At 60.0% G+C, this 7,363-nt stretch carries 7 protein-coding genes; 1 reads left to right on the forward strand and 6 read right to left on the reverse strand.

Going from position 1 to position 7,363, the window contains the following annotated elements; translation table 11 throughout:
* Nucleotides 1-41: 41 nt before the first annotated feature.
* From glgA to ACXJKO_RS28085, 3 genes are all read right to left on the reverse strand, one after another.
* A complete protein-coding gene (gene glgA, locus ACXJKO_RS28075) occupies nt 42-1,493 on the reverse strand; it encodes a glycogen synthase GlgA (RefSeq protein WP_457094327.1) in 1,452 nt (483 codons plus the stop codon).
* Entirely contained in the window at nt 1,490-2,773 is a 1,284-nt protein-coding gene (gene glgC / locus ACXJKO_RS28080; protein WP_457094328.1) for a glucose-1-phosphate adenylyltransferase, read from the reverse strand. The genes glgA and glgC overlap by 4 nt, the downstream gene beginning before the upstream one ends.
* 147 nt (nt 2,774-2,920) lie before the next feature.
* Nucleotides 2,921-3,271 carry a DUF2934 domain-containing protein gene (locus ACXJKO_RS28085; protein ID WP_457094329.1) on the reverse strand — a complete coding sequence of 117 codons (351 nt, stop codon included), beginning with the start codon at nt 3,269-3,271 and terminating at the stop codon, nt 2,921-2,923.
* 276 nt (nt 3,272-3,547) lie between these two features.
* On the opposite strand from ACXJKO_RS28085, the gene ACXJKO_RS28090 reads away from it, so the two are divergent.
* Nucleotides 3,548-5,059: a phospholipase D-like domain-containing protein gene (locus ACXJKO_RS28090; RefSeq protein ID WP_457094330.1), complete on the forward strand. Its 1,512-nt coding sequence runs from the start codon at nt 3,548-3,550 to the stop codon at nt 5,057-5,059.
* 83 nt (nt 5,060-5,142) lie between these two features.
* Here the strand turns inward: ACXJKO_RS28090 and ACXJKO_RS28095 are convergent, their stop codons facing one another.
* The 3 genes from ACXJKO_RS28095 to ACXJKO_RS28105 form a co-directional block, all read right to left on the reverse strand.
* Nucleotides 5,143-6,090, reverse strand: a complete 948-nt coding sequence (locus ACXJKO_RS28095; protein WP_457094331.1) for a UPF0104 family protein — start codon at nt 6,088-6,090, stop codon at nt 5,143-5,145.
* A 102-nt stretch (nt 6,091-6,192) separates the two neighbouring features.
* Entirely contained in the window at nt 6,193-6,966 is a 774-nt protein-coding gene (locus tag ACXJKO_RS28100) for an endonuclease/exonuclease/phosphatase family protein (protein WP_457094332.1), read from the reverse strand.
* 148 nt (nt 6,967-7,114) lie between these two features.
* Nucleotides 7,115-7,363: DUF779 domain-containing protein (locus ACXJKO_RS28105; RefSeq protein WP_457094333.1), on the reverse strand; the 249-nt coding region annotated here is incomplete at its 5' end.

Consider the following 7,363-nt stretch of genomic DNA (forward strand, 5'->3'; position numbering starts at 1 on the left):
GCCCAAGCTAGGCAAGAAAAGGAGCGCCTGATCGGGCGCTCCTATGCTGATTCCAGAAGCTCACGGTAAAGCTGTGCGTATTGCCGCGCGGGTCGGTTCCAGCCGACCTCCGCTGCCATACCGTTCATCTGCAAGCGCCGCCATGAATCCTTGTCCCTCCAGAGAGTTTTTGCACGCTCAAAAGCATCGAGGGCGCCTGTCAGGTTGACCGGAGAAAACTGAAAACCCGTCGCGACGCCAGATGCAATCGCCATCTCATTGGCGTCGATGACGGTATCCGCCAATCCGCCGACCCTGGAGACAACAGGCACGCTGCCGTAATGCATGGCGCATAGCTGCGTTAGGCCGCAGGGCTCGAAACGGGACGGCACCAGCAACGCATCGCTGCCGCCCTGAATTTGATGGGCGAGCGTTTCATCGTATCCGAAGAAGCAGCCGACCTGTCCCGGATAGACGATGGACGCTGCTCGAAAGCTGTCCTCAAGCCCTCTGTCGCCAGCGCCCAGCAAGGCCAGCTGCGCGCCGTCCGCCAGCAGCACAGGCAGCGCAGAGAGAACGAGATCGAGGCCTTTTTGCTCAGACAGGCGGCTCACCACGCCAAAGAGCATGGCATTGGGATCGGTATCGAGCTCAAGCCGGTCCTGAAGAGCCCGCTTGTTCTGGAGGCGTGCTTCCAGGGATTGCCGGTTGTAGCGACTTGGCAGGGTTTGATCTTCAGAAGGATTCCACACGCGGTCGTCGATGCCGTTGCGGATGCCGTGCACATCTCTCGAGCGAGTACGCAAGAGACCATCGAGTCCCATACCGCCCTCAGGCGTCTGGATTTCCTTGGCATAGCTCGGAGAGACGGTCGTGATGCGATCCGACAGGCGCAGGCCCGATTTCAGGAAGCCGATCTGGCCGTAATATTCCACTCCGTCCACGGTGAAGGCACTCGGCGGAAGTCCGAGTTCATAGAGCAGATCGGCAGGAAAGATGCCCTGAAAGGCGATATTATGGATCGTCATGACGGTGCCCGGGCGTGGAGCATCGTCGAAATGCAGATAGGCCGGCGCAAGGCCTGCCTGCCAGTCATGGGCATGAACGATGTCGGGCGCGAAGCCCGGCACGCTGCCATGGCCGATATCGGCGGCGACCCGGCCGAGTGCCGCGAAGCGCCGTGCGTTATCAGGCCAGTCGCGCCCCTCCGGCGTGAGATAGGGCGATCCGGGACGCTCGTAGAGATGCGGAGCGTCGATCACGAAGAGGTCCATTTGCGCTGCACGCCCGGACAACAGTCGCGCAGGCCCACCGAAGAGGCTCGGATAATCGCGCACAACCTCCGTCCGCTCCAGCGCCCTCATTACCGCCGGATAACCGGGAAGGAGAGAGACTACATGCACCCCTTCGCCCTCCAGCGCAGCGGGCAAGGCTCCCGCCACATCGGCGAGGCCGCCGGTCTTGATAACGGGAAAGAGCTCGGAAGTGACCGACAGGACCGACAGAGGCGTCATCCAGTCAACCTGCTGATCATCGGCTGCGTGATGAGGCAGATGCCGCGTTCCGTCCGGCGGAAGCGCCTGTCATCGTCGTCGGGATTCTCGCCCACGACCAATCCATCAGGAATTTTCACGCCCCGGTCGATGACGACATTCTTCAACCGCGCGCCGGACCCGATATCCACATTCGGCAGGATGACCGCACCCTCCACATGGGCATAGGAATGAAGATGCACGCCTGTGAAGACGAGCGATTGGCGCAAGGAAGCGCCGGATACGATGCAGCCGTTGGAGACGAGTGAGTTGATCGCGCTGCCACGGCGCTTGTGCTCGTCATGCACGAATTTGGCCGGCGGCAAAATTTCGGAATACGAGGATATCGGCCAGTCGCGGTCGTAGAGATCGAGCGAGGGCACGATGGCGGTCAGGTCGATATTGGCCTCCCAATAGGCATCCACCGTTCCGACGTCACGCCAATAAGCCTCCGCGTTGCTACCGCCCGCTTCGGCACCGGAACGGACACATGAATTGGCAAACCTGTGCGCAACGGCTTTTCCGTTCTGCACCAGGTACGGAATGATGTCCTTGCCGAAGTCGCGGCTTGAGCCGGGGGTCGCCGCATCGCGGTGCAACTGATCGAACAGGAACCTGGTATTGAAGACGTAGATCCCCATGCTGGCCAGAGCCATCGTGGGGTTGCCGGGAATTCCTGGCGGATCCTTCGGCTTTTCGAGAAATGAGATGATACGGTCGGTTTCATCGACGCCCATGACGCCGAAGCCCGTGGCCTCCATCCGGGGCACCTCGAGGCACCCAACGGTTACGTCAGCGCCCGAATCCACGTGCTCACGCAGCATGATCTCGTAGTCCATCTTGTAGATGTGATCGCCGGCCAGGATGATGATGTATTCGGGATCGGTGCTCGCGATGATATCGAGGTTCTGATATACGGCATCCGCCGTGCCCTCGTACCACATGGTCTCGGATACACGCTGGCTCGCCGGGAGAATGTCGAAGCTCTCGTTGCGTTCGGAGCGAAAGAAATTCCATCCCCGTTGCAAGTGACGGATGAGACTATGCGCCTTGTACTGCGTCGCAACGCCGATGCGGCGGATACCGGAATTCAAGGCGTTCGAGAGTGCGAAATCGATGATCCGGGTATTGCCACCAAAATAGACCGCGGGCTTGGCGCGAACGTCCGTCAACTCCATGAGTCTGCTGCCACGGCCTCCCGCAAGAATGTAGGCCATGGCATGGCGGGCAAGAGGCGCATAAGCGGCGGTCGATTTGGGCAAGTTCTACTCCTGACAAATGGGCATGCTCTGCCCCGCTTCTGAGTTACTGAGCCCGGTCGACACTTTTGTATCCACACCGGGCTTCAGCTTTAATCCCTGCCCCTATGATCCTCCGGCCTTTGGGACCGAAGGTAATGCAATCCTTCGTCAGGTTGGTGGAACGGTACGCTTGCGTTTCGACACCGGGGCCACAACCTCGCCCGGTTCGGCGGCAACGCCCGGCACAGCGCTACGACGCTTGCGCGTCTTTGGTGCAGGGGCCGTCAGAACCTCGTCCGTCGTTTCGCTCACCATCCCAAGAGGAGAGGCACTCACCTCGACCGGCGCGTCCTCTTCACTTCCCACCATGGAGAGCGGGCCGATCGAAGGGGCCTCCTGCCCTAAAATTTCCTGCTCGGCCTGATACCAATACTCCTCGGCGCGACCGGGAAGGCTCCCATGCTGCATCCAAATCTCGTATGCCCGTTCCCGGATTCTCTGTTCAATCTGCTTGTCCATAATCACCCTTCTGCCGCCACGAATGGTCCTCCTCGACGAAACGAGGAGCAGACTGGCGTTCGCCAGCCGCGTTGCTGTGTGCTCAACGAATTCGAACAGCTTAAATTATTAGGCGCGGCTTTCGATTGGCAACGTCCCTCCCCCATGATGCTGAGTTTTTGGAGCGCATTTTCGGATTATTTTTTGAGCTGTTTTCAAACCCAGCTCAAAAGCATGCGATATAATGTGCCATTATGGGAACCTTAGCCTCACTTCCGAGTTGGCGTGATGGTTCCCATGACGATGATGAACGTGCATTTTTTCGAGGATACGATTGGACAGGCCGGAAGCGTCGCAGTTTCTCTGCCCGCCCGCGCGCAATCTTGTCCGATCCTGCAACCCGGGCGGAATTGCTGGCGCGTCGCTCCCGCTGACAAAGCGTCTGCGCTTGTCGATGGCGCCGCGTACTTCACCCATCTCGAAGCGGCCTTGCGCAAGGCGGAACGGTCGATCCTAATCGTAGGATGGGATTTCGACGGGAGCATCCGCCTCCGGCCTGATGCCGATCCGGAGAATTCTCCTCCTCTGGGCCCATTCTTGCGATCACTCGTGGAAGAGCGGCCTGAACTGGAAATCCGCATTCTGGTGTGGAGCATCGCCGTGGTGCATGCGCCCGGTGCGCCGGGCCCGCTGATCTTCGGAGCGGAATGGCAGAACCATCCTCGCCTCCAGTTGCGCCTCGACAAGCACCATCCGCTCTATGCCGCGCATCATCAGAAGATCATCACGATCGACGACGATCTGGCTTTCGTCGGCGGCATGGATCTGACGGTGGAACGCTGGGATACTAGGGATCACTCCTGCGATAACCCATATCGCGCGAAGGATGACGGCACGATCTACGATCCGGTGCATGACCTGCAGATGGCTGTTTCTGGGCCAGCCGCCCGTTCGGTCACCGAGGTGGCTCATGCGCGTTGGAAGATCGCGACAGGCGAAGAGCTGAACCTCAGCCAGCCCACGAAATCCGATCTGTGGCCATCGGAGCTCCCGGCGCAGTTCACCAATGCTCCCATCGCAATCGCGCGCACTTACCCGGCCTGGGGAGAGCACACGGCGATCCAGGAAGCGACGGCTCTGAACCTGGATGCTTTGGCCGCCGCCAAGAAAAGCATCTACATCGAGGCGCAGTACATGACTGCACCCTGCATCGGCGATGTTCTCGAACAGCACCTCGCCAACCCGGACGGTCCTGAGATCATCATTATCCAGACCCATGAATCGCACGGATGGGCGGAGCAGCGGGTCATGGGCACCAATCGCGACCGCTTGATCCGGCGTCTGCGCAAGGCCGACCGCTATGATCGCCTGCGGGCTTATTATCCGGTCGTCCCGGCCAAGGACGGCGAATGTCAGGTACTGATCCATTCCAAACTGATCATCGTGGACGATAGCTTTCTACGCATCGGCTCGTCGAACATGAACAACAGGTCCATCGGGCTCGATAYGGAATGCGATCTTGCCATCGAGGCGACCAACGACGACATGCGCAGGACGATTGCGCATTTGCGCGACGATCTTCTGGCTGAACACCTCGCCACGAGTGTGGATATCTTCACCTCTGCCGTCTCGAAGGAAGGCGGTTCTCTGATCGCAACCATCAAGCGCCTCAACACCTGCGACCGTCGGCTGCGCCTCTTCGATGCCATGTTCGATGAAGGCCCCGTGGAGCCTGCCATCGGCACCGRCCTTCTGGACCCGCTGGAGCCCTTCGAGCCGCTCTGGTTTCTCAAGCGTCCGAACGAGTGAACATCACGCTCGAGCGCATCATGCGCTCTTCCTTAGAGCGGAGCATCGGATCGATTCCAAAAGTGCAAATCCACTTTTGTGTCCTATGCTCTAGCCTGAGCCTGGGGGATGCTGCCGCGCGCATCCCCTTTGCGTTTGTAGAAGAGCTCGGTCACGAGGAAGACCAGCAGGCCGATGCATAGCGGGATGAGGAAATAGACAAAGCGGAAGACCAGAAGCGGGCCGATCAGATCCTTGCCCGGCAGAAGGTACATCACGACGCTTTCGATCACGCCGAGACCTCCGGGAACATGGCTGATGAGCGCCGTCGTATTCGCGATCACATAGACGGATGCCACCCCGATATAGGCCACATCCGTGACAGCCGCGAGCGCCTGATGAAGGCATGCTGCTACAAAGGCGAAATTGACCGACCCGATGATGACTTGCCCGATGGCAAGCCGCAGAGGCGGCATCTCCAGACTCCAGCTTCGGATTTTTAACGGTTTCCTCACGAAAGCCGCGAGCGCCAAATAGATGGCCGGCAGGATGAGACAGATGCAGCCCAGCCCAATGACGATCCCTTTCGACAGCCCCGTGATTTCAACAGCGAGATCCGAGCGCAGCATCAGCGCCGCACCGCCCAGGACCATGAGCCCCAAACCGACCGTTATTCCGCAAAAGAGAATAACCTTTGCGACATCGGCCGCGGTCAGCCCCCACCGTGTATAGAAGCGATAGCGGACCGCGCCGCTGCTGAGGAATGCCAATCCGATATTGTGCCCGAGAGACAGGCTCGTGAAGGAAGCCCATGCAGCCTTGTAGTAAGGGAGGGGTTTGCCGACATAGCGCAGCGCCAGATAATCGAATCCGCTGAGGCAGAGGTAGCTGGCCGCCGCAAACCCGCCCGCCGCCGCGAGGCGCGCTGCGGGAATGGCGGCAACGGCGGCGAGAAGCTCGTCCTTGCTGTAGCGGCTCAAGGTCCGATAGAGCAGGAAGGCCGCAAGGCCGACCGCGACAACGGCAATCAATGGTTTCCAGATCTTACGCATTCACTCTCCTGGTAGGCCCGCAGCATATGGCCAGGCTTGACCCTTTGGCTGGGTCAACGCAGAAGACAGGCAAGCGATCCGTAACGATGCTCCCTACTCTTTCTATTCGCTGGCCTGCTCCAGCCCGAGCCGTTGCCCCTTTACCGGCATGAGTTGAAACTCGACCATGAGCGGCAGGTGATCCGACGCCACGCGCGCCATGGGTGTCCGGACGGATTCCACGCGTGTCACGTGAACCGAGCGGCTGACGAAGACATGGTCGATCCGCAGCATCGGCAGGCGTGAGGGAAATGTCGGTTTGACCTTGTCGTGAGGCGCCGATTTCTGTGCGTCGCGCAGGATCGTCGTCAGGCGCTGATAGGCGCGCGAACGTGGCGAGGCGTTGAAATCTCCAAGCATGATCACAGGATCGCGGCAGGCCTTGTGCCCCAACCAATGCGGACTGAGGAGGCAATCGACCTGGGTGAGCCGTTCTCCTTGGCGAAGGCCGAGATGGGTGGTGATGACCTGCACGTTCATGCCGCCGAAATTGATCGAGGCCCAAAGAGCACCTCGCGGTTCCGGCGCAAAACGCCCGCCCGGCCCAGGCAAAGGCCCCGACTTGATGAGCTGGGAAGGGCGATGGGTGAGGATGGCATTGCCATATTCCTCCTCCAACACCTTCAGGCTCGCGTGAAAATGCATCTGCATGCCAAGGGCCTGGGCGATCATATGCGCCTGATCGACGCCGCCTGTCCGCGCACGCCCTACATCGAGCTCCTGCAAGGCCACCACATCGGGCTCGTAAGCCGCGATGACATCCGCAATCCGCCCCGGCGACAGCCGTCCGTCCGTGCCGAGGCAACGGCGCACGTTATAGGTCAGTATCCGGGGCACCTCGCCTCCTTCCTTCCAGTTCTCGTGAGGGCGCTTGATGGGCTGCCGAATGGCGGTCCCAACAGCGATAACCCCGTAAAGCTTCAGAGTTTCCCTGCCGCTCGACGTTTGCGCACGACAATATTCCTGAAAGAAGGTGGTGACGCCCTTAAGTGGTCAATCCCAAAGCGGCGACTTCCTCATCGGAAAAGAGGCGGGAACGGGTGAGGAAGCGGACACCGCGCCCGTTCTCGAGCGAGAACATGCCTCCCTGGCCGGGAACCACATCGATGATGAGCTGCGTATGTTTCCAATATTCGTATTGCGACGGGCTCATATAAAATGGCACGCCGCCGATCCGGCCGAGCAGCACATCGGCATCGCCGACAATGTAATCGTCCTGCGGGTAGCACATGGG

This window comes from Microvirga sp. P5_D2 (genome assembly GCF_054049475.1).

Coding starts and splice junctions, on each gene's coding strand:
- glgA (WP_457094327.1), bottom strand. CDS start 1,493: ATGACGCCTCTGTCGGTCCTGTCGGTCACTTCCGAGCTCTTTCCCGTT.
- ACXJKO_RS28085 (WP_457094329.1), bottom strand. CDS start 3,271: ATGGACAAGCAGATTGAACAGAGAATCCGGGAACGGGCATACGAGATT.
- ACXJKO_RS28095 (WP_457094331.1), bottom strand. CDS start 6,090: ATGCGTAAGATCTGGAAACCATTGATTGCCGTTGTCGCGGTCGGCCTT.